Below are 21,847 nucleotides of genomic sequence, written 5' to 3' on the forward strand. Positions count from 1 at the left end.
AATTTGTTATAAAAGTAAAACTTTTTATGAATACAATTATTGTTTTTTTATCAATTCAATTTCGAATAATTTTCCCCAGTTTTTTCCTGTTACAAAAAGTCTATTGTTTTCAGTATCGTAAGCTATTCCGTTTAAGACTTCGTCTTGCGATACTAGTTTTTGCGTTTTTTTCATTTCTTTTTCTAAAGGTCTTAAATCAACCAAACCTTCAACAATACCTGTATTTGGGTCGATAATAGTTATCGTGTTTTTTTGATATTTGTTGGCATATAGTTTACCATTTACTAATTCTAACTCGTTCAAATCACCAACAGCATATTTATTGGTATATGCTTGAATCGATTTTTTTTCTTTCAATGTTTCTGGATCTAAAAACCAAATTTTATTTGTCCCATCAGATTTTATCAATTCAGAACCATTATGTGTCAATCCCCAACCTTCTCTACTATTATTGTATGTAAATTCTTTCTCTTGTTCAAAAGTATCTAAGTTATAAACAAAACCTTTTTTAGCTTGCCATGTTAACCAATAAATTTTATTGTTGAAGATGGTCATTCCTTCACCAAAATATTGTTTGTCTAAAGCTACTTTTTGTAATACTTTTCCTGTTTTTACTTCTACTTTACGTAAGGTTGATTGTCCTCTGCGTCCTGTAGTTTCGTATAAATAACCATTATGGTATTCTAGTCCTTGAGTATAAGCTTTATTATCATGAGGATATTCATTGATAATGTTATAGTCATACACAAGAGGCGCTTTATTGGCAACAACTTCAAAAGAATTGTTTACCTTTTTACTTTTACCATCAAAAAAAACTAACGCAGAAATAGAATGTTTCCCAATTCCGTAATCTTTAGTATTTATAGTTAATGAACTTCCTTTTGCTTTAACTTCTTTTCCGTTGACAAAAAACTGCATATTTTTTACAGGTTTGCCTTCTTTTTCTTTTAAAGTAACTGTAATATTTTCATTTAGTTTGACTTGTTTTTTATGTTGTAATGTAAATTTATACACATCAGAACAAGAAATCATCATTAAAATTGAGAACAAAAGGGCAGTTACATAGGTAGAAAGCTTCATTTTAGGCATTTTATTTTTCATACTTCAAATAAAAACAAATTATTTATTTGTAAATTAAAAATTATCGTTAAATTTGCATCCTCAAAATAGTAAATAACAACTATTTAGAGATTTGAGTAAAACCTTACCAACTTTACTCAGTGCAAACATAACATTAAAGTATTAAAATATTATAAAATGAAAAAAGGAATTCATCCAGAAAATTATAGAATGATGGCTTTTAAAGATATGTCTAATGGAGATGTATTTATAACTCGTTCTACAGCAGACACTAAAGAAACTTTAGAAGTTGATGGTGTTGAGTATCCTTTAGTAAAATTAGAGATTTCAAGAACTTCTCATCCATTTTACACTGGTAAATCTAAATTGGTTGATACAGCAGGACGTATTGACAAGTTTAAAAACAAATACGCAAAATTCAAGAAGTAATTCTTTAGAATTTTCAAAATATTTAAAACCTCAACTCATGTTGGGGTTTTTTTATTGCTTTTTTCGGGCGTTTCCTTTCAGGTCAGGCTTTTCGTTACAATCTTTTTATTCATCCTTCATAAAAAGGATTTTCACTACAATCCTTAACGCAACTTATTTGTAAGCTATTGTTATAAATTTAGACGAAAAGCGTATTTTTAGCATCCTTTACATTAAAAATTTGATAATGAGAAACACTATTTTAGCCATACTTATAATTACCACAATTTTATTTGGAGTTTTAGTTTATTTCATTCCACAGATAGGAACAATTATATTATTGTCAATTTCAAGTGTATTAACTTTGATTGCTATTTACGATAGTTTACAAACCAAACATTCTTTGTTAAGAAGTTTTCCTTTGGTTGCACGATTACGGTGGTTTTTTGAAGAAGAAAGAGAGAAAATACAACAGTATTTTATTGAAGACGATTTAAGCGGAACACCAATAAACAGAGAAAAGAGAAGTATAGTTTATCAACGTGCAAAACTAGAAAAAGAAACTATTCCTTTTGGAACACAACACGATGTTTATAAAAAAGGATATGAATTTGTAAAACATTCTTTGTTTCCAAAAGATCATCATCAAATAAAAGGAGAAAAAGTACTTTTTGGTTCAGACAAATGTAAGCAACCATATAGAAGTTCTATTATTAATATCTCTGCAATGTCTTTTGGCTCTTTAAGTAAAAATGCAATAAAAGCACTAAATCAAGGTGCAGCAATGGGTAATTTTGCACATAATACAGGAGAAGGAGGAATATCACCTTATCATTTACAAGGTGGTGATTTAATTTTTCAAGTGGGTACAGGGTATTTTGGAGCAGGAAAAACCGTAGAAGGAAAACGCGTTTTTGATGATGCAATTTTTAAAGAAAATGCTATTAGACCACAAGTAAAAATGATTGAAATTAAATTCTCTCAAGGTGCTAAACCAGGTCATGGAGGAATTTTACCAGCTCAAAAAAATACCCAAGAAATTGCAACCATAAGAAAAGTTGAACCTTTTACGCAAGTAGATTCACCTCCAAGTCATTCTGCATTTTCGAATTTTGAAGAAATGATTACTTTCATACAAAAAGTAAGAGATTTATCGGAAGGAAAACCAGTAGGAATTAAATTTTGTGTTGGAGATACCGATGAAATTGAACAAATGATTCAAACTTTTGCAAAGGCTGATAATTATCCAGATTTTATAGCGGTAGATGGTGGAGAAGGAGGTACTGGTGCAGCTCCTCCAGAATTTACAAACTACATTGGTACACCTTTACAAGAAGGATTGGTTTTTGTAAATACACTTTTAAAGAAATATAAATTAAAAAATCAAATAAAAATTATTGCTAGCGGAAAAGCCATTGATGCTTTTGATGTTATTAAATACTTAGCATTGGGAGCAGATGCCATAGCAATGGCAAGAAGTTTTATGCTAAGTTTGGGCTGTATTCAGGCTAGAGAATGTAACTTAGATACCTGCCCTGTTGGTGTAGCAACCCAAGATGATGATTTGGTAAAAGCTTTGGTGGTTGAAAAGAAAAATGTACGAGTTAAAAATTATCATGATAAAACCATAAAAGCAGTAAAAGAAATGACTGCCGCTATGGGGTTAGATTCAATTGCTGATATTGAATCTAAACACATTTTTAGAAGAGAAAAGAAAGATATAATTGAAAACTTAGAAAATATTTATACTTAATGAAGAACATTGATGTTGTTATTATTGGTGGAGGACCTATTGGAATTGCTTGCGGATTAGAAGCGCAAAAAAAAGGATTTTCATACATCATTTTAGAGAAAGGACCTATTGTGAACTCGCTCTATAATTATCCTATAAATATGCAGTTCTTCTCATCATCAGAACGTTTAGAAATTGATGATATTCCGTTTATTAGTAAAGAGGCAAAACCGAGTAGAAGTGAAGCTTTAGAATATTATAGAAGAATTGCAACCTCAAATAAACTCAATATTCATTTGTTTGAAAAAGTAGAAAAGGTAGTTAAAAACGAAGGTTTTTTTTCTGTAGAAACTACAAAAGACAACTATCAAGCAAAAAATGTAATTGTAGCTACAGGTTTTTATGATATCCCAAATAAGCTAAATGTTTTTGGTGAAGATTTACCAAAAGTAGCTCATTATTATAAAGATCCTCATTTTTATGCAGGACAAAAATTAGCGATTGTTGGTGCCAGTAATTCAGCGATTGACGCTGCGTTAGAATGCTGGCGAAAAGGTGCTGAGGTAACTTTAATTATTCGTGGAAATGAAGTTGGGCAGCGTGTAAAATATTGGGTAAGACCACATATCATCAATAGAATAGAAGAAGGAAGTATCAAGGCTTATTACAATGCGAATATTTCGGAAATTAGGGAAACAGAAATCGATATCAAAACTAAAAACGGAATAGAAACTATAGAAAATGACTTTGTTTTAGCTTTAATTGGCTACAGACCCAACTTTTATTTTTTAACCCAATTGGGTATTTCACTTTCTAACGAAACAAAAAAACCGACTTACAACCCAGAAACTATGGAGACAAATGTAAAAGGTGTTTATTTAGCTGGAGTAATTTGTGGAGGTATGGAAACTCACAAATGGTTCATAGAGAACTCTCGTATTCATGCTAAAATGGTTGTGGATGATATTCTAGAGAAAACTTAAATTTTTAATTTTGCTAGCATATCACGTTTATGATACGTTTTGTAAACGAAACTATCAAATTTCGTTTTTTTAAGTTGCAAAATCAACAATAAAAATTACTTGTTTTAATAAAAAAACCACCTCAAAAAAATGAGGTGGTTTACAATAGACTATTTGTCCTACATATAATCTTCTATTGGGTTACAAGAACAAATTAAGTTTCGATCACCAAAAGCATCATCTACTCTTCTTACAGAAGGCCAAAATTTATTATCAGCAATGTATTCTAAAGGAAAAGCCGCTTGTTTTCTTGTGTATGGTAAATCCCATTCATCAGATGTTAACATGGCTTGTGTATGAGGAGCATTTTTTAAAGGATTGTTTTCATCCTCTTTTGTAGCAACTTCAATTTCTTTTCTGATAGAAATCATGGCATCACAAAAACGATCTAATTCTGCTAAACTCTCAGATTCTGTAGGTTCTATCATCATAGTTCCACCTACTGGAAAAGATACTGTTGGTGCATGAAAACCATAATCTATCAAACGTTTTGCAATGTCTACTACTTCAATTCCATTTTGTTTAAAATCTCTACAATCAATAATCATTTCGTGAGCTGCACGACCTTTTTCTCCAGTATACAAGGTATCATAATGACCTTGTAAACGTTCTTTGATGTAGTTTGCATTTAAAATAGCATTCTTGGTAGAATTGGTTAATCCTCTAAAACCAAGCATGGTAATGTATCCGTAAGAAATTAAACAGGCTAAAGCAGAACCCCAAGGTGCAGCAGAAATAGCTGTAATTGCGTTTTCTCCTCCAGTTTCTACAACAGGATTTGTTGGTAAAAACGGGACCAATTGAGGTGCGACACAAATAGGGCCAACTCCAGGGCCACCACCTCCATGAGGAATGGCAAAAGTTTTGTGTAAGTTTAAGTGACAAACATCAGCACCAATTGTAGCAGGATTTGTCAATCCAACTTGAGCGTTCATGTTTGCGCCATCCATGTATACTTGTCCACCATTATCATGAATAATTTTGGTAATTTCTTGAATAGCACTTTCAAAAACTCCATGAGTAGAAGGGTATGTTACCATTAACGCAGCCAAATTGTCTGAATGTTCTTCAGCTTTTGCGCGTAAATCTTCTACATCAATATTACCGTTTTCATCAGTTTTAGTTACCACAACTTTCATACCTGCCATAACTGCTGAGGCAGGATTTGTTCCGTGTGCAGAAGCAGGAATAATACAAATATTTCTATGATAATCTTTTCTAGATTGATGATACGCTCTAATAGTCATTAAACCAGCAAACTCACCTTGAGCACCAGAATTGGGTTGTAAAGATGTGCCAGCAAAACCAGTAATAATATTTAATTGATGTTCTAATTTTTTTAAAACTTCTTGATATCCTTCAGCTTGATTTAAAGGTACAAATGGGTGAATATTTCCCCACTGTGGATCACTTAGAGGCAACATCTCTGAAGCTGCATTCAACTTCATGGTACAAGAACCTAAAGAAATCATAGAATGATTTAATGCTAAATCTTTACGCTCTAATTTCTTGATGTAACGCATCATGTCTGTTTCAGATTGATACGTGTTAAAGATGTCATTGTCTAAAAAGGATGTATTTCTTTGTATGTTTTCAGAAATTACTTCAAAATCAGAATGAAAAGGCTCTTGCGTTAAAATTTGAGAAAACGTATCGTAATTCTCTTCTTTCACTGGGTTTGGACGTTTTTTTACTTGACCTAAAAGTGTAAATAAGGTCATTAAGTCTTTTTGAGTAGTTGCCTCATTTAAAGAAATAGACACTAAATTATCAGAAATATAATTAAAGTTTACTTCAAAAGATTCAGCTATAGGTCTTAAACGAATAGCATCAATCTCAACTAAAAGAGTATCAAAATAAGAAGAATTCAATTGTTTAAAACCAGCTTTTTCTAAATAATTAGCAACTAGTTTTGTTTTGTTGTGTACGGTATCTGCAATGTATTGTAAACCACTTTTACCATGATAAACCGCATACATTCCTGCCATTACTGCCAATAAAACTTGTGCAGTACAAATGTTAGACGTTGCTTTTTCGCGTTTAATGTGTTGTTCGCGTGTTTGTAATGCCATACGTAAAGCTCGTTCTCCGTTTTTGTCTTTGGTTACACCAATAATACGTCCAGGAATACTTCTTTTGTATTTTTCTTTAGTAGCAAAATAACCTGCATGAGGACCTCCGTAACCTAAAGGAATTCCAAAACGCTGCGTGGTTCCAACAACTACATCAACACCAAATTCAGCAGGTGCTTTTAATTTTACTAACGATAAAATATCAGCAGCAACTGCTACTTTTATATTTTTTTCATTTGCTTTTGCTACAAAATTGGTGTAGTCGTATACTTGTCCGTGTTTTCCAGGATATTGTAAAATTGCTCCGTAAAACTCATCAGAAAAATCAAATTCTTCATGATTTCCAATAACAAGCTCAACACCAATAGGAGTAGAACGTGTTTGTAAAACCGACAAAGTTTGAGGTAGAATTTCTTCAGAAACAAAAAACTTACAAACTCCAGCTTTTTTCTGAGCTCTTTCTCGCACATCAAATAACAATGCCATGGCTTCTGCTGCAGCTGTAGATTCGTCTAGCAAAGAGGCATTTGCCAACTCCATTCCTGTTAAATCACAAACCATAGTTTGATAATTTAACAACGCCTCTAGACGTCCTTGAGCAATTTCTGCTTGATAAGGTGTGTAGGCAGTATACCACCCCGGATTTTCTAAAATATTACGTTGAATAACACTAGGTACAATCGCTTCGTGATATCCTAAACCAATATAACTTTTAAAAACTCTATTTTTTTCTGAAAGTTTTTTAATATGTGCCAAGTATTCGTATTCGCTCATAGCAGGCGCTAAATCTAAATCCTCTTTTAGGCGAATATTATCTGGCACAGTTTCTAAAATTAACTGATCTAAACTGTTAGCTTTAATAGTAGCTAGCATTTTTTCTTGCTCCTCTTTGTTAGGGCCAATATGTCTAAGTTGAAACGAATTTGTGTTCATTAAATAAAGTTTAATTTAGGCTTATTTCAATCGATTTAGTTATGTTAAATTATAGTTGGTAAATCGTTAAAATTTTGCGCAACAAAAATACGCAATAAAAGAAATATGTAAACCCTGTTTTTATGCAAAACAATGTTAATTATTAACTAAATAGATTAATTATAAACAATAGGTTATTTTTGTGAGATGAAGGGTATTAAATTAATTTTTAATTTTTACATCAACACAAGTATTCATGTTGCTTTAGCTGTGTATGCTTTTTTAAGAATTACAGAATTGTATTTTGATTTACCATACAATCAAAATTTATATTACTTTGTGTTTTTTGGAACTATTACAGGCTATAATTTTGTAAAATATGCTGGTGTAGCAAAGTTACATCATAGAAGTTTGACAAAAGGTTTGAAAAATATTCAAATTTTTTCATTTTTTTCATTTTTAGCGTTGTGTTATTATGCCTTTAAAATTTCTTTAGAAACTTTATTTTTCACCATCCCTTTTTGTTTGTTAACAGTTTTATATGCAGTTCCTTTTTTAAGTGGATTTGAAAAAAATCTAAGACAAATCAGTTATCTTAAAATCATTGTAGTAGCTTTAGTTTGGGCAGGGTTTACGGTGTTAATTCCAGTACTTGATGCAGGAAAAGGAATAGAGTTTAACACTGTTTTAATGCTTTTGCAACGTTTTTTAATTGTAGTAGTTTTAATCTTGCCTTTTGATATTAGAGATGTGAAATATGATGCGATTTCTTTACAGACAATTCCTAAGAAAATAGGAGTAGAAAAAACAAAAAAAATAGGCTTAATATTGTTGGTTTTCTCTCTAGTTTTAGAGTATTTAATGCCTTTTTCTAATTGGGTAAAAACACCTTTTATGTTGTTCTTTTTTATCGCTATTTTATTGTTAATGAGAGCAAAAATTAATCAATCTAAATACTTCAGTTCTTTTTGGGTAGAAGCACTACCCATTGTTTGGTGGTTACTTCTTTTAGGATTTGATAATTTTTCACACTAAAAGTTATTTTTTTTATGCTATTTTTTGATATTTCAGACAAATAAAACAGATATCGTAAAACTGTAAATTTACTTCTTAAATCTCTACTATATTTGTAGATTTACACACTTAAATCAACCAAGGTTTTATAAGTAATGATTACTACAAAAAGAAATTACATTTTTGATTTTGACAGCACATTAACTCGTGTAGAAGCTTTAGATGTTTTAGCAGAAATTACGCTAGAAAACAATCCTAAGAAAGATGAAATTATTCAAGAAATAATAGATATCACTAATTTGGGGATTGATGGAGAAATCTCTTTTACAGAGTCTTTAGAAAGAAGAATCAAGTTGTTAGAGGCAAACAAATCTGACTTAGATGATTTGGTAGTTGCATTAAAAAAGCAAGTATCTAAATCTATAGAAAGTAATAAAGAATTCTTTGAAGAATTTGCAGATGATATTTATGTGATTTCCTGTGGATTTAAAGAGTTTATAGATCCAATAGTTGCAGAATATAACATTCCATCAGAAAGAGTATTTGCAAATACTTTTGAATTTGATAAAGATGGAAAAATTGTAAGTTTTGATAGTGCTAATCCACTGTCTCAACACAATGGAAAAATCAAGTGTTTAAAAGACATGAACCTTGAAGGAGAAATACAAGTTATTGGCGATGGTTATAGCGATTATGTAACTCGTGAAGCAGGTGTAGCTGATAAGTTTTTTGCTTACACAGAAAATGTTTCGCGTGACAAAACAACACAAAACGCAGACCATATTGCCCCGAATTTAGATGAATTTTTATACGTTAACAAGTTGCCAAGAAATATAAGTTACCCAAAGAACAGAATTAAGATTTTATTATTAGAAAATGTACATCCAGATGCGTTTGCCAAACTTTCATCAGATGGATTTTCAGTAGAAACTGTATCTAAAAGTTTGTCTGAAGACGAACTGATAGAAAAAATAAAAGACGTACACGTTTTAGGAATTCGCTCTAAAACTAACGTAACCCAAAAAGTGGTTGATGCTGCAGAAAAATTGATGGTGGTTAGTGCATTTTGTATTGGTACAAAACAAATCGATTTAGAAGCGTGTAAAGAAAAAGGAATTGTGGTATTTAACGCGCCTTACAGTAATACACGTTCTGTGGTTGAGTTAGCTATTGGAGAAATTATTATGTTAATGCGTTCTGTGTTTCAAAGAAGTACAGAAATTCATAATGGTCTGTGGCAAAAAACTGCTGAAGGTTCAAGAGAAGTTCGTGCAAAAAAATTAGGAATTGTTGGTTATGGTAACATTGGTAAGCAATTATCTGTTTTAGCAGAAGCTTTAGGAATGGATGTGTATTATTATGATGTTGAAGATAAATTAGCCTTAGGTAACGCAACAAAAGTTAGTAATTTAGAAGAGTTATTGTCTATTTCTGATGCAGTTAGTTTGCACGTAGATGATAATGCAGCTAATAAAAACTTCTTTGGAGCTAAAGAAATTGCTGCGATGAAAGATGGAGCAGTATTAGTGAATTTAGCTCGTGGTTTTGTAGTAGATATTCCTGCGTTAGTAGATGCTTTAAAATCTAAAAAATTAGCAGGTGCAGCAATAGATGTGTATCCTTCAGAACCAAGAAAAAATGGTGAATTCATTACAGAATTACAAGGCTTACCAAATGTAATTTTAACACCTCACGTAGGTGGAAGCACAGAAGAAGCACAAAGAGATATCGCTGATTTTGTACCAAATAAAATTATGGCATATATCAATTCAGGTAATACAGTTGATGCTGTAAACTTTCCTAATATTCGTTTGCCAAGACAAACTAATGCACACCGTTTTTTACACATTCATAAAAATGTGCCAGGTGTGATGGCAAAAATCAATAAGATTTTAGCAAAATATGATTTGAATATCAATGGACAATTTTTATCTACAGATCCAAAAGTGGGTTACGTTATTACAGATTTAGATAAAGAATATAATAAAGAAGTAATCGAAAAACTAAGAAAAGTAGAAGGTACAATTAAATTCAGAGTACTGTATTAGACTTCTTAATTAATAAAACACAAAACCCTTCAAAATTAACGTTTGAAGGGTTTTGTGTTTTATTAAAATAGCTTATTTGTTAAGCCATTACTGCAGCTTTTTTAGACTTTCTATACAAAAAGGAATTGAAAATATTTCTTTTTCCAAAATTGTTTATAGATTTTGCATTTATAAATTTTCCGAAAAGAATTTTATTCACTCCAAAATATTCATATGTATTTCCATCAGAAAATGTTACTTCTAAGGTCATACTTTTGTGATGCCAATCTGCAACTTGAAACTCAGTAATTGTTTTTTTATAAGATTCTAAGTTTGCTTCTTTAGTCTCTGGAGCAATACTTACTAAAAAATGATAACCATCAATAATTTTAGTGCTTACAATTTCTGCTTCAGCTTTTTTGGTTTCATCTGTAAATTTATCTGGATGCCACTCTTTAACCAAGCCTCTATAAGTAGATTTTAATTCTTTTAGATTAATTGAACCTTCAACATTAAACAGCTTTTTGTATTCTTTTACTCGTTTCATTTTGTATTATTTCAAATTGCGGGCAAAAGTATTGTAATTAAATGGATAATGAATTGAATTTAAGCTAAATAATTATAGTATTATTTCTTCTTTAAATCAATAATCATTTTATCTTTAAAACCTAAATAACGTCTGCTTCCTAAGTATCTATTTTTATTGAATTCATCATAGTGAGGTTGTTTTTCATTCACAGAAGAAATATGTACATTTCCAGAAGCGTGAATAAATTCTTTTTTGTCATTTCCTAACCAAATAGCAACATGAGTTACTCTTTGTTTTTTATCTGGAGTCGCTTTTTTTCCAAAGAAGAGCAAGTCTCCTTTTTGCAAATCAGAAAAATTTAAATTTTTATCAATAATTTTTCCTGCATGTATTTGTTGTGAGGCATCTCTAGGAATGATAAATCCGTTCATTAAGTATACCATTTTTGTAAAACCACTGCAATCCATTCCTTTGGCAGAAGTTCCTCCCCATAAATATGGAAATCCACTCATTTTTTTTGCAATTAATTCTATATTTTCTTGTGATGGAATAAGGTTTTGCAACCAAGAATGATATAATACCGCTTCATTTTTTTTGATGAAACCTGTTCTGTTATCAGGATATGCTACTTCAAAATATTCATTACTTTCTTTAATAAACTTTAATTTTCCTCCAAGTGTAATATCAGAAATAATTTCTGAATCTTCGTTTTTATCTTTATAGACGTAACCAAAATTTTTATTAAAAATCACCTTTTCAGTTGAGTTCCATGCATCAAATTCGCCTTTATTCATCTTAGTAATTCCTCCTTTATCAACCCAGGAAATATAATTATCAGGAGTTTGTATTCTATAAAAATCTCCTTTTTTATCTAATACTTTTAAAGACATTCCTAATAAACCTTGTGTGCCTAATTCTGCAGAATGTTTGGGTTCAGAACGAATATTGATTACAGAATTTCTAGCGACAGCGTACATATTATTGCCAATAACTGTGTCTGGTAAAACTCTAACTTTACTGATAAAATTAATTTCAAAACTTTTTAAACTATCTAACAGTTTTTCATAGGCAGCTTTAGAGTTTGTCTCTCCAGTAAGTAAAATGTTATCATCATAACTATCAATTTTTATATCATAAATAATAACTCTTTTGTCGGGTGCAAACTCTTTTTTTATATTTTGATTTACACCCTCTAATCCAATCTCTATAATTGAACTGTTACTACAAGAAACAAGTAAAGAAAGTAAAAAAAACAAAGAATACTTTAACAATCTCATAAGTCGTTTTTTTAGTTTTAAAAAATAAAGATAGTAATTTTTGAACTCAAATAATTCATTCTCAAAATCAATTGTTTTATCTTTGAGAAAATCATTTTTCTAAATTAATGAAGTATCAAAATTCGTTGGCTTTTGCCAAACAATTAGATAAGGAGGATAAACTTTCTTCTTTACGAAATCGATTTCTTATTCCAAAAGATAAAAATGGAGATGACTGGTTGTATTTTACGGGAAATTCTTTGGGTTTACAGCCAAAATCAACCAAAGACTATATCAGTCAAGAATTAGAAGATTGGGCAAATTTAGGTGTAGAAGGGCATTTCGAAGCAAAACATCCTTGGATAAACTACCATGAGTATTTAACTGATAAAATGGCAAAAATTGTTGGAGCAAAACCCCCTGAGGTTGTGATAATGAACACATTGACAACCAATTTGCATTTGTTGATGGTTTCATTTTATCAGCCAACAAAAACAAAGTATAAAATTGTTATTGAGAGTGATGCATTTCCATCAGATAGATATGCTGTAGAATCTCAATTAAAATTTCATGGATTTGATGCAGATGAAGGTGTAATTCTTTGGAAACCAAGGGTGGGTGAAGAGTTATTAAGGATAGAAGATTTAGAAGAAATTCTTACCAATCAAGGTGATGAAATTGCAATGCTGTTAATTGGAGGCTTAAATTATTATACAGGTCAGTTTTTAGATTTGAAGAGAATTGCTGAAATTGGTCATGCTAAAGGTTGTGTAGTTGGAATTGATTTAGCGCATGGAGCAGGAAACGTTCAGCCCAATTTGCACGATTCTGGGGTTGATTTTGCAGCATGGTGTACCTACAAGTATTTAAATTCGGGTCCAGGTAGTATTGCAGGGTTATTTGTTCATGAAAAGCATGCATACAAAAAAGACTTACCACGTTTTGCAGGTTGGTGGAATCATAACAAAGAAACACGTTTTAATATGCGTCAACCTTTTGATGTGTTACCGGGAGCTGAAGGTTGGCAATTGAGTAATCCTCCAGTTTTAGCGATGGCACCTATTTTGGCTTCGTTAGATTTGTTTGAAGAAGTTGGTATGGATGCTTTAAGAGAAAAATCGGAAAAATTAACAGGTTATTTTGAGTTTTTAATTAATGAAATTGGCTCTGATGATATTAAAATTATTACTCCAAAAAAACCAAAAGAAAGAGGTTGCCAATTGTCTATTCAAGTAAAAAATGCCGACAAAAGTTTACATAAAAAATTAATGGAAAATCATGTGATTACAGATTGGAGAGAGCCAGATGTTATACGCTGTGCACCTGTGCCAATGTATAATTCTTTTGAAGATGTTTATCAAATGGTTGAAATTTTAAAGAAATATTTATGAGTAAAAAATTAATGGGTTTTCTTTTTGTGATGCAAGTATTTTTTGTGCAAGCGCAAAGTAAATACCAGCAAGATTTTAATTTTTTCTGGGAAACCATCAACATAGAATATGCCTATTTTGATGCCAAACAAACCAACTGGAAAAATGTAAAAGAAGTTTACAAGAAAAAATTAGCCTCTATAAAAGAAGATTGGGAATTTACCTATTTAATAGAGTTGATGAAACATGAACTTTATGATCCACATTTTACGTTAAATAGAAATTTAGCTTTTTCTTTTCGGTTAATTCCTAATGATTTAGATGCGCATATTACTGTAAAAAATAATAAATATTATATTGATGATATAAGACAAGATTATAAAATTACAGAATCAATATTAAAAATTGGTGATGAAATTTTAAAGGTAAATGGAGAGGATTTAGAAGTTATTTTGAAAAGAAATTATCCAGAATCCATTAAAAATCCAAATGATGAAGTAAAAGAATATTTTGCCAATTTAATTTTTACAGGAAGACATAATGAGCCTAGAAATATTACTGTGCGTCAAAATGGAAACATAAAAACAGTAGCTTTAGAAAAAGCAACGGCTATTGTAAAAAGTAATAAATTACTAGAGTTTACAACTTTAAAAAATAATATTGGTTATATAAAAATCAATAATTCTTTAGGCAATAATAATGTAATTAAACAATTTCCAAAAGCTGTAGACCAATTGCAAAATACAAAAGCAATTATTATCGATTTAAGAAATACACATAGTGGAGGTAATACAGATGTAGCAAAGGCAATTATGGGGAAATTCATTCAGAAAGAAATTCCCTATCAAATTCATGAAAGAGTTGGTTTAGAAAGAGAGTTTGGTATTAAAAGAAAATATATTGAAATTCTATCGCCCTTAAAAAAACCTTATTTAAAACCTGTGTATGTTTTAGTAAGTAGATGGACAGGAAGTGTGGGTGAAGCAATAGGACAAGGATTTTCTAATATTTCCACAGCTACAGTTGTTGGTACAAAAATGGCGCAACTTTTAGGAGCAATTAATTGTAGAACATTACAAAACTCTAAGTTGAGATATTGTTATCCTTTTGAGAAGCTTTATAGCACAAGTGAAATTCCAAGAGAGGATTTTAAACCTCAAATTCAGACGAAAAATTACAAGGAAACCTATTTAAAAGTGATGCAAATAATTCATGGACAAAAAAGATAAAATACTAATTATAGGAGCGGGTTTATGTGGAAGTTTACTGGCTTTAAGATTGGCACAAAGAGGCTACAAAGTTGAAGTTTATGAAAGCAGACCCGATTTAAGAAAAGTAGATATTTCTGCAGGTAGATCTATCAATTTAGCACTTTCAGACAGAGGTTTAAAAGCCTTGCGTTTGTGTGGAATGGAAGAAAAAGCTAGAGAAATTTGTATACCTATGTATGGCAGATTAATGCATGACAAAGATGGCAATACATTTGCTTCTAATTATTCTGGTAGAGAAGGTGAGTTTATCAATTCCATTTCTAGGGGAGATTTGAATGCCATTTTATTAGACGAAGCAGAAAAACATGAAAATGTAAACATTCATTTTAATAAAAAATGTAAACGTGTTGATATAGAAAATACCATAGCTCATTTTAAAGATTACAAAACCAAAGAAGAATTTTCTGTGGATGCAACTGTTATTTTTGGTGCAGATGGTGCAGGTTCCTCTTTACGAAAAAGCTATATCTCTGAGCGTAAATTTTTATTTAGTTACTCTCAGAATTATTTAAATCATGGGTATAAAGAACTAGAAATTCCTGCTGATACAAATGGAAATCACCAAATAAGTAAAGGGCATTTGCACATTTGGCCTCGAGGCGATTTTATGTTGATAGCACTTCCAAACATGGATGGTAGTTTTACAGTAACTCTATTTTTAAGTTATGATGAAGGTGGATATAATTTCAATAATTTAACTTCCGAAGAAAAAATCACTCAATTTTTTGAGCAAGAATTCCCAGATGCTTTGGCTTTAATTCCGAATATAAAGGAAGAGTTTACAAACAATCCAACAGGACCTTTAGGAACCGTAAAATGCAGTCCTTGGAGCTATCAAAATAAAACCTTGTTAATGGGAGATGCAGCACACGCAATTGTACCTTTTTACGGACAAGGTATGAACGCTTCTTTTGAAGATGTTTTTGTTTTTGATGAAGTTCTTTGTCATTTCGAGCGCAGTCGAGAAATCTTTAATTGGGAATCCGTTTTTAAAGCCTATCAAAAAGCACGTAAAAAAGATACAGATGCTATTGCAGATTTAGCGATTGACAATTTCTATGAAATGAAAGACCATGTTGCAAATCCGTTGTTTAAAGAAAAACGAAAAATAGAAATGGACTTGGAAAAAAACTTTCCAACTCAATATTCCTCTAAATACTCTTTGGTAACTTTTAATGAAAATATGGGGTACAATGAAGCTATGAATCGAGGTAGAGCACAAGATAAAGCACTATTAAATTTAATTGCAGATGATGAAGTTCATACACATTTAAACATGTCAAAAGACGAACTAAAGGTTATTTTAGAAAAGGTAAAAGTAGAAACAGAAGAAATTTTAAGAGAAGATAAAATTGCGGGATTATAATTTTTTTTAAAGCTAATCCTGCTTTTCGCACTCGCTTTTTTTGCTGAAAAAGCAAAAAAGAGCTCAAACAAATGCTGCAATCAGGGCTAAACTCGTTTATAAAAACATTGAATAAGAATTAAGATACAGCAAGTTTATAACATTAATGAAAACATACATCATTTTACTTCGCGGAATTAACGTATCAGGAAAAAACAAAATTCCGATGGCAGATTTGCGTGAATTGTTAAATGATTTACAATTCAAAAATGTGCAAACATACATTCAAAGTGGTAATATTATTTTAGAATCAGCTTTAGACAAAACAGCCATTTGTAATCAAATTAAAAACGGAATACAAGACAAATTTGGTTTCGATGTTCCAGTTTTAGCAAGAACCATTTCAGAATGGGAAAATGCGATTGAAAAGTATCCTTTTTCAACTGAAAACGAAAAAATAGTTGCATTTGCATTTTTGAATCAAGTTTCAAATGAAAAAACAATTGATATTAAAAATATAGGAGGAGACAAATACAAAATAATCGATGATATTGTTTATTTATACTGTCCATCAGGTTTTGGAAAAACAAAGCTAACAAACAACATTATTGAGAAAAAATTAAATTTAATAGCAACAACAAGAAATTTAAGAACAACTATAAAATTACTAGAGATAGCAACAAAATAATATGTCAGAAAAAAAAGTAACACCCAGAGGCGCTTATCCACATATAAAAGTTGTGGGCGATTTTATTTTTGTTTCAGGAACAAGTTCAAGAAGAGCAGACAACACTATTGCAGGTGTTGTTATTATTGATGAAATGGGAACAAAAAAATTAGATGCATACTTGCAAACAAAAGCAGTTTTAGAAAACATCGATAAAAACTTAAAAACTTTCGGCTCAAGTTTACAAGATGTGGTAGATGTTTCTTCTTTTTTAGTAAATATGAATGATTTTGCAGACTATAATAAAGCGTACGCAGAATTTTTTGAGAAAGAAACTGGCCCAACAAGAACCACTGTTGCTGTGCATCAATTACCACATCCAGATTTGGTGGTTGAAATTAAAGTTACTGCTTATAAGAAACAATAGATGAATAAAGTTGCTTAAAGAAATATTTCTATTAATTATTAAATACCAACCAATGAAAATACTCAAACTACTTCTTATTTGTATTTTTTTTATACCATTATCAAGTAATGCGCAAAAAAGAAAAAAGAAAAGAAAAGAACCTGCTATAAAAATTACAGATTCATTATTTCACGGATTAAAATGGAGAAATATAGGCCCTTTTCGAGGAGGAAGAAGCGTAACTTCTACAGGTGTTATTGGGCAACCTCACACCTATTATATGGGTTCCACAGGAGGTGGAGTTTTTAAAACTACAGATGATGGTATTTCATGGAAAAATATTTCAGATGGATTTTTTAAAACAGGTTCTGTGGGTTCAATTGCAGTTTCTGAAAGTGATGTTAATATTGTTGTAGTTGGAATGGGTGAACATGCTGCTCGTGGAGTAATGACTTCTATGGGAGATGGAGTATACAAATCTATGGATGTAGGAAATACTTGGGAGCATTTAGGTTTAGAAAAAACACGTCATATTTCTGATGTGATTATTCATCCTACAAATCCAGATGTAATTTATGTAGCTGCACAAGGAGCACAATATGCTTCCTCTGAAGAAAGAGGAATTTATAAAACTACAGATGGAGGAAAAAATTGGGAGAAAGTATTATATGTAAATGAATTTACAGGAGCTTCTTCTTTAACTATGGATATGAATAATCCTAGAATTTTATACACTTCTATGTGGCAACATAAACGTTATCCTTGGTATATGGAATCTGGAGGAGAACATTCAGGATTGTATAAATCTATTGATGGTGGAGATACTTGGCAAAAAATGAAATCAGGATTACCTAAGGCATTTGGTAAATCAGGAATTTCTGTGTCACGAGCAAATTCTAAAAGAGTATTTGCTGTTATTGAAGCAGAAGGAAAAAAAGGAGGAGTTTATAGGTCAGACGATGCAGGTAAAAAGTGGATTCAAGTAAATAGCAATCGAGTTAATATTGCTAGATCTTGGTATTACATGGAAATTTTTGCTGATCCTCAAAATGAAAATGTAGTGTATGTGTTAAATGCACCAGTTATGAAATCTATTGATGGAGGAAAAAGCTTTACCAATATTCCTGTTCCTCATGGAGACAATCATCATCTTTGGATTAATCCTTATGATAATAAAAATATGATTAATTCGAATGACGGTGGAGTAAACATTTCTTTTAATAGCGGAAAAAGTTGGAGTACGCAGCAGAATCAATTGACATCTCAATTTTATAGAGTAATCACTGATAATTTAGTTCCTTATAATTTGTATGGTGGTCAACAAGATAATTCAGCAATTGCAATTGCAAGTAGAACTAATGATGCTGGAATTGATTGGAAAGATTGGTATTCAGTTGCTGGTGGTGAAAGTGCATTTATTGCTTTTGATCCAAATAATCCAGAAATTGTTTATGGAGGAACTTATCAAGGAAATATAAGTAAGTGGACAAAATCTTCAAGAACACAAAAATCAATTAAAGAATATCCAGAATTAGGCTTAAGTATTGCTCCAAAAGATGCTAAATATCGTTACAATTGGAATGCACCAATTATTACATCACCTCATAATAGAAAAACAATTTATCACGCAGGAAATGTAGTTTTTAAAACCACTGATGAAGGAATAAATTGGACAAAAATTAGTGCTGATTTAACAAGAAATGAAAAAGACAAACATGGTGCAGGAGGTGGACCTTACACAAATGAAGCTGCAGGAGGTGAAAATTACAATACGCTAACTGCTTTAGTAGAATCGCAACATCAAGAAGGAGTTTTGTATGCAGGGAGTGATGATGGTTTGGTACATATTACAAAAAATGGAGGTGCAACTTGGGAAAACATCACACCAAAAGAAATACAAGGTGGAATTATAAATAGTATTGATGTTTCCGAACACGATCCTGCAACAGCTTATATTGTTGTGATGCGATACAAATCTATGGATTTGAATTCTTATATCTTTAAAACTAATAATTATGGACAATCTTGGACAAAAATTGTAAAGGGTTTAAACGATCCAAATGGTTTTGTAAGAGTAGTTAGAGCTGATAAAAAACGCAAAGGTTTGTTGTATGCAGGAACTGAAACAGGATTATATGTTTCTAATGATGATGGCGCTTTTTGGCAAAGGCTCAATCTAAATTTTCCAATAGTTGCCATTAATGATTTAATTATTCAGGATAACGATTTGGTGGCAGCTACTTCAGGTCGTGGATTTTGGATTTTAGATGATTTAGCAGTCTTACAAAATATGGTTAATAATAACAAGGATGTTGAAATTTATAAACCAAAAAACACCTATAGAATAATTGGAGGACAATCTAAAGCAGTGGGTCAAGGTCAAAACCCAAAAAGTGGAGTCACGTTTGATTATTATTTGGGTAAAGATGCTGATACTTTACAATTAAAATTAGAGGTTTTAGAAGGTTCAAAAGTGATAAGAACTTACACCAATAAAAAGCCAAAAGGATTTAAATCTTGGCCTGGGGGACCCTCAAAACCTCAGGTTTTACCTTCAAAGAAAGGATACAATAGATTTACTTGGGATTTTCAAAGAGAGGCGATTCCATCAGTGAATGAAGTATTTGTTTTTGGAGGTCATGCAGGTTCAACTGTTGCTCCAGGGAAGTACACATTACGTCTGACTTTAAACCAAGAAACTGCAGAAACTGAAGTGACTATTTTGCCAAATCCTGCAATTAAATCAAATACTAAAGATTTTGCTGAACAACAAGAAATGTTAGTGAGTATTGATGCTATTTTAAAAGACATGCACAGTTCTGTAAATGAAATGCGATCTGCAAAAAAACAATTGAATCACTATGCAAAACTTTTAAAAGATAAAGACGATAACAAAGCACTTCTTGAAAAAGGAAAAGCTTTATTAAAAAGAATTAATAGCTGGGAAGAAAACTTGATTCAAGCAAAACAAAAAACATTTCAAGATGTCATCAATTTTAATAATAAATTGAATGCACAGTTAATTCAATTGAAAAGTTATATAGATGAAGCAAATCCTAAAGTTACATCAGGCGCAAAAGAACGCTATAAAGATTTACTTAAAGATTGGCAAGTCTATAAAACAGAGCGAGATGCAATTATTAAAACAGATATGAAAGCCTATAATGATTTATTTAAATCGTTGCATATTCCTGCTTTGATATTGAAGAAAAATTAAAATCATGAAAAAATATCAAATTTTAATATTGTTGTCTTTTGTATGTTCTTCATTTTTTGCGCAACAAAAATGGGACAATCAAATTGATGTTAAATTATATTCTGTTTTACAAAATCATAAGGAATTTGTAAGCATTCCCAATTTACCACAAGATGTACAAAATATGTACAAAAATATTGCTTGGGTAAAAAAGCATTATAAAAAAGTTGGTTTTTCATTCAAAACTTTAGAAGCAACAACATTACCTGTTTTGTTTGCAGAAAAAGAAGTTAATCCAAATTACAAAACGGTATTGTTTTATTTTCATTTAGATGGACAAGCTGTTGATCCTGCAAAATGGAATCAGAAAGATCCATTTATTCCAGAACTAAAAGAGCAGTCAAAGAATGGCAATTGGAATTCCATTTCTTGGGATAATTTACAAAATGAAATTAATGATAATTGGCGCATTTTTGCTAGAGCAGCAGCAGACGATAAAGCACCAATTACAATGTTTCTATCTGCTTTAGAACTCTTACAGACCAATAACCAAAACCCTAAATTCAATATTAAAATAATTTTTGATTTAGAAGAAGAGTATGGTTCTAATGCATTTTTATCAACCCTAGATAAATATAAAAATGCCTATGCATCAGATTATATGATTATTATGGATGGTCCTGCACACAATTCCAATCAGCCAACCTTAACTTTTGGTTGTAGAGGAATTGCCACTTGTAGCATTACTACGTATGGTGCAAAATTGCCTCAACATAGTGGACATTATGGAAATTACACACCAAATCCTGTGTTTACATTATCAAGACTTTTAGCAAGTATGAAATCTGAAGACGGAAAAGTGTTGATTGAAGATTATTATAACGGAATTTTCATTAGTGATGAGGTACAACAAATACTAAAATCAGTTCCAGATGATACAGAGTTTATTAATAAAGGTTTGGTGATAACTGAGGCTCAAAAAGTAGGGAATACTTATCAAGAAGCACTGCAATATCCATCTTTAAATATCCGTCAAATAGGAACGTCTTGGAAAGGAAAAGGATTAAAAACCGTAATTCCAGAATATGCCAAAGCAGATATTGATGTAAGATTAGTATCAGAAACAGATGGAAAAGCACAATTAGAAAAGATAAAAAAGCACATTAAAAAACAAGGTTTTTTAGTGTTGGATAGAAAACCAACAGATGAAGAACGATTAGCGCATAAAAAAATAGTAACTTTTATAGCAAATTCTGGAGTAAATGCATTTCGAACTCCACTAAATTCTCCTTTTGGAGAAAAATTAAGAACAAGTTTAACCACAACTTTCGGAAAACCGCCTGTAAGTATTAGAACTATGGGAGGCACAGTACCTATTATTCCTGCCATAAATAAATTGAAAATTCCTGCCATTATTGTACCTATGGTAAATATGGATAACAATCAACATAGCCCGAATGAAAATATTAGAATAGGCAATATTAGACAAGGAATAAAAATTTGTTTATCGATTTTAGAAACGGAATTTTAAAATATTTTC

Annotated in this window: 16 protein-coding genes; 12 read left to right on the forward strand and 4 right to left on the reverse strand. The window is 31.1% G+C overall.

The features are described 5' to 3' along the window. Nucleotides 1-36: 36 nt before the first annotated feature. A complete protein-coding gene (locus FP421_RS11065; protein WP_159950602.1) occupies nucleotides 37-1,080 on the reverse strand; it encodes a glutaminyl-peptide cyclotransferase in 1,044 nt (347 codons plus the stop codon). A 177-nt stretch (nucleotides 1,081-1,257) separates the two neighbouring features. Here FP421_RS11065 and FP421_RS11070 point away from each other — a divergent pair, with 177 nt between their 5' ends. The 3 genes from FP421_RS11070 (at nucleotide 1,258) to FP421_RS11080 (ending at nucleotide 4,203) form a co-directional block, all read left to right on the forward strand. Further along, on the forward strand, nucleotides 1,258-1,509 hold the full coding sequence (locus FP421_RS11070; protein WP_159950604.1) for a type B 50S ribosomal protein L31: 252 nt from the start codon (nucleotides 1,258-1,260) through the stop codon (nucleotides 1,507-1,509). A gap of 226 nt (nucleotides 1,510-1,735) precedes the next feature. Beyond that, nucleotides 1,736-3,241, forward strand: coding sequence for an FMN-binding glutamate synthase family protein (locus FP421_RS11075; RefSeq protein ID WP_159950606.1), 1,506 nt, complete (start codon nucleotides 1,736-1,738; stop codon nucleotides 3,239-3,241). After that, nucleotides 3,241-4,203, forward strand: coding sequence for a YpdA family putative bacillithiol disulfide reductase (locus tag FP421_RS11080; RefSeq protein WP_159950608.1), 963 nt, complete (start codon nucleotides 3,241-3,243; stop codon nucleotides 4,201-4,203). Before FP421_RS11075 ends, FP421_RS11080 begins: the two co-directional genes overlap by 1 nt. A 158-nt stretch (nucleotides 4,204-4,361) precedes the next feature. Here the strand turns inward: FP421_RS11080 and gcvP are convergent, their stop codons facing one another. Next, the gene (gene gcvP, locus FP421_RS11085) at nucleotides 4,362-7,247 is read right to left on the reverse strand and encodes an aminomethyl-transferring glycine dehydrogenase (RefSeq protein ID WP_159950610.1); all 2,886 of its coding nucleotides are present in this window, start codon (nucleotides 7,245-7,247) and stop codon (nucleotides 4,362-4,364) included. Nucleotides 7,248-7,433: 186 nt separating this feature from the next. On the opposite strand from gcvP, the gene FP421_RS11090 reads away from it, so the two are divergent. Beyond that, a complete protein-coding gene (locus tag FP421_RS11090) occupies nucleotides 7,434-8,261 on the forward strand; it encodes a UbiA prenyltransferase family protein (protein WP_159950612.1) in 828 nt (275 codons plus the stop codon). A 134-nt stretch (nucleotides 8,262-8,395) separates the two neighbouring features. Further along, nucleotides 8,396-10,288, forward strand: coding sequence for a phosphoglycerate dehydrogenase (serA, locus tag FP421_RS11095; protein WP_159950614.1), 1,893 nt, complete (start codon nucleotides 8,396-8,398; stop codon nucleotides 10,286-10,288). Between the two features lie 79 nt (nucleotides 10,289-10,367). Here the strand turns inward: serA and FP421_RS11100 are convergent, their stop codons facing one another. Together FP421_RS11100 and FP421_RS11105 are read right to left on the reverse strand one after the other, a co-directional pair. Further along, nucleotides 10,368-10,814, reverse strand: coding sequence for a KTSC domain-containing protein (locus tag FP421_RS11100; RefSeq protein WP_159950616.1), 447 nt, complete (start codon nucleotides 10,812-10,814; stop codon nucleotides 10,368-10,370). An 80-nt stretch (nucleotides 10,815-10,894) separates the two neighbouring features. Continuing rightward, entirely contained in the window at nucleotides 10,895-12,073 is a 1,179-nt protein-coding gene (locus FP421_RS11105) for a C40 family peptidase (RefSeq protein WP_159950618.1), read from the reverse strand. Between the two features lie 107 nt (nucleotides 12,074-12,180). Here FP421_RS11105 and kynU point away from each other — a divergent pair, with 107 nt between their 5' ends. The 7 genes from kynU to FP421_RS11140 all read left to right on the forward strand — a co-directional run bounded on the left by kynU (nucleotide 12,181) and on the right by FP421_RS11140 (nucleotide 21,838). Then, nucleotides 12,181-13,443, forward strand: coding sequence for a kynureninase (gene kynU, locus FP421_RS11110; RefSeq protein WP_159950620.1), 1,263 nt, complete (start codon nucleotides 12,181-12,183; stop codon nucleotides 13,441-13,443). After that, nucleotides 13,440-14,651 (forward strand): S41 family peptidase, encoded by a 1,212-nt coding sequence (locus tag FP421_RS11115; protein ID WP_159950622.1) that lies wholly within the window; start codon nucleotides 13,440-13,442, stop codon nucleotides 14,649-14,651. Before kynU ends, FP421_RS11115 begins: the two co-directional genes overlap by 4 nt. Then, complete coding sequence (locus tag FP421_RS11120; protein WP_159950624.1) at nucleotides 14,635-16,059, forward strand: FAD-dependent oxidoreductase; 1,425 nt, start codon at nucleotides 14,635-14,637, stop codon at nucleotides 16,057-16,059. The genes FP421_RS11115 and FP421_RS11120 overlap by 17 nt, the downstream gene beginning before the upstream one ends. 145 nt (nucleotides 16,060-16,204) lie before the next feature. Then, entirely contained in the window at nucleotides 16,205-16,726 is a 522-nt protein-coding gene (locus FP421_RS11125; RefSeq protein WP_159950626.1) for a DUF1697 domain-containing protein, read from the forward strand. A 1-nt stretch (nucleotide 16,727) separates the two neighbouring features. Beyond that, entirely contained in the window at nucleotides 16,728-17,132 is a 405-nt protein-coding gene (locus FP421_RS11130) for a RidA family protein (protein ID WP_159950628.1), read from the forward strand. Between the two features lie 52 nt (nucleotides 17,133-17,184). Further along, complete coding sequence (locus FP421_RS11135) at nucleotides 17,185-20,328, forward strand: VPS10 domain-containing protein (protein ID WP_159950630.1); 3,144 nt, start codon at nucleotides 17,185-17,187, stop codon at nucleotides 20,326-20,328. Between the two features lie 4 nt (nucleotides 20,329-20,332). After that, nucleotides 20,333-21,838 (forward strand): M20/M25/M40 family metallo-hydrolase, encoded by a 1,506-nt coding sequence (locus FP421_RS11140; RefSeq protein WP_159950632.1) that lies wholly within the window; start codon nucleotides 20,333-20,335, stop codon nucleotides 21,836-21,838. Nucleotides 21,839-21,847: the final 9 nt, after the last annotated feature.

The sequence above is a fragment of the Polaribacter septentrionalilitoris genome (genome assembly GCF_009832745.1).
Lineage (GTDB): Bacteria > Bacteroidota > Bacteroidia > Flavobacteriales > Flavobacteriaceae > Polaribacter > Polaribacter septentrionalilitoris.